We start from the raw sequence: 2,332 nt of genomic DNA on the forward strand, positions 1-2,332 counted from the left end.
TCGCTTTATCGGGATGCGTCAGCCGTCGTCAGTATGGAGTGTCACTCTCCGATTATCGCCTGTGCGTTTGGGACTCCCGGACTTTACGTCAGGCAGCCAACGGACACCATTAAAGGTCAGATGTGGTATGATATCGGGCTGAAGGACTGGACATTTGAAATCGATGAGGTTGATCAACAGCAAATCGCCGAACGCGTGATCGGCGTCTATCAGAATTACGACGAGTCACTCGCCAAACTGAAATCGGTGATGCAATCGATCCAGCAGCGCCAGAAACGGACGATGCAGATTGTAAAAGACGCGGTTCTCAAGGCCCGGTCTTCCTGATAAACGCTGGCCGCACAAAGGTCGGCTGATCATCAGGACGAGAACTGTTCTCCCCCGGAAACGTTCAATACTTCGCCTGTCACAAAATCAGCGTGCAAGAGATAGAGCACCGCGTCACAAATATCCTGTGGACTCCCCGCACGTTTGAGAGGAATCTGCGCTGCCCGTTTATCGAGATACTTAGCATCCTGGCCTGGTGGCGGTAGAATGGCACCGGGGGCGATCGCATTGACCCGGATCTCGGGAGCCAGCTCCAGCGCCAGACATTCCGTTAACGTCACCAGACCCGCTTTGGAAATCCGGTAGGGTAAATGCCCGGCTCCTGCCCGCAGCGCTCGCCAGTCAACCAGATTAATAATCTGCCCCGTTTGTCCCGGGTGAAACGTTTTCGCAAACTGCTGAGACAGGAAATAGGGGGCTTTCAAATTAATATCCAGATGAGAATCCCAATCAAACTCAGTAGAAATCAGCAGCGATTTGTTTTCAAAAACCGAGGCACTATTAATCAGTATGTCAACTCTGCCGAATTCCGCGACGACCGCATTAATGATCAGGGCAGCCGCATTGCAGGAATCCGACAGATCGGCGGATACCGCGATCGCTTTTCTCCCCCGTTGCCGAATTTCCGCGCACGTCTGCTCTGCCTCCTGTTTTGATGAATGATAATGAATACAAATATCAACCCCCGCCTCTGCCAATGCGAGCGCCAGGGAGCGGCCAATACGAACCGCAGCTCCGGTGATGACGGCCACTTTTCCTTCCAGATTCAACTTACTTCTCCGTGTAAATGGGGAATCAGCAAATAAAAAACCCCGGTCATCAAACCAGGGTTTTGCAAAGATCTCGTACAGTAATCTTGATTTTAATGACTCGAAGCAACGGCCTCTTTGACAACCGGCGTTCTTCCGAAGGCACGTTCTATTTTGCCAACCAGGATCTGCTTTGTGAAGTCTGTTTTGAGAATATAATCAGTGGCACCATGATTGAAGGCCTGAATAATCGCGGTTGTCGAACGATTCGTCGTCATGACCAGAACTTCCGCATTTCCCACAAATGGCGAATGTTTAATGTATTTCACCGACTCCGCATGATTTCCGGAAGGTCCATCGATGTCCAGCAAAATCAGATCCGGAGTATTAATTGCCGCATCCATGAAAGCTTCTTCAACAGTCGCAGCGCTTTCCACATTATAACGTTCGTGTAATAAACCTTCGAACAAAGCACGATTCATCTCATCGGGATCGATGATCATCACACGTTTTTTCTCTGATGGATCATGTTCATAATCGATGATATCGCCGAGTTGTCCGACAAATCCGAAATAGACAACGACCGGACCAATCCCGGTTTTAAATATGCCACAACGTGAACCGGCTTCGGGAGGATATAAATTGTCAATGTTTTCTGTTTCAATCACGGTCGGGTGCCCCAACAGAAAGCCCATATGGTCTACGGCTTTTTTGGCCTGACCTGCAATCATGTTAGACAATTCACAGGAAAAATCGGTCAACACATGCTCGTCATCCGCCAGGGACTCATCAATCAGCATCGAAACTGCTTTTGAAACCAGTTCCCGGGGAACGTTGACAACCACAATGCCTTTGCCTGGTCCATTGACTTCAATCGCAGAGCTTTTCTCATAACGAGGAGCCTCATGCACTTCGACAATTCGATCTAATTCGACTGTCGTGCCGACAAAATATTTAAAAACATCAAGTACAGAATTAATGACCGGCTCTGAAAACCGTCTGGTCAATGTTTCTGTAGTATGAGTAGCTGGAATCAGAGACATAGCAGGAACCCGTCTTTCCCGAACAAACTTCTGTATTTAAAATCTGCGAATAGTGTGAATTCAGATCAATCTGCACACACGCGAACCCGAGCATCAGGTTTTCGCAACGCTTTAAACTTTTACGAATGGACTCTTTCAAATATATGTCAGAAAATCCCATAAGTAGTTACCCTTTGATTTCTGAGGCATATTCTGAGTACGTTTGAACGCGCA

At 48.1% G+C, this 2,332-nt stretch carries 2 protein-coding genes and 1 pseudogene; 1 reads left to right on the forward strand and 2 read right to left on the reverse strand.

The window, feature by feature from the left end:
* Positions 1–327 (forward strand): annotated as a pseudogene (locus Q0294_RS19505) (polysaccharide pyruvyl transferase family protein); the annotation flags it as partial.
* A gap of 32 nt (positions 328–359) precedes the next feature.
* On the opposite strand, the gene Q0294_RS19510 reads toward Q0294_RS19505, so the two are convergent.
* Positions 360–1,097 carry an SDR family oxidoreductase gene (locus Q0294_RS19510; RefSeq protein WP_299468794.1) on the reverse strand — a complete coding sequence of 246 codons (738 nt, stop codon included), beginning with the start codon at positions 1,095–1,097 and terminating at the stop codon, positions 360–362.
* Between the two features lie 92 nt (positions 1,098–1,189).
* Positions 1,190–2,119, reverse strand: a complete 930-nt coding sequence (locus Q0294_RS19515; RefSeq protein ID WP_299468796.1) for a response regulator — start codon at positions 2,117–2,119, stop codon at positions 1,190–1,192.
* Positions 2,120–2,332 lie beyond the last annotated feature (213 nt).

It is taken from the genome of uncultured Gimesia sp., assembly GCF_937919775.1.
Lineage (GTDB): Bacteria > Planctomycetota > Planctomycetia > Planctomycetales > Planctomycetaceae > Gimesia.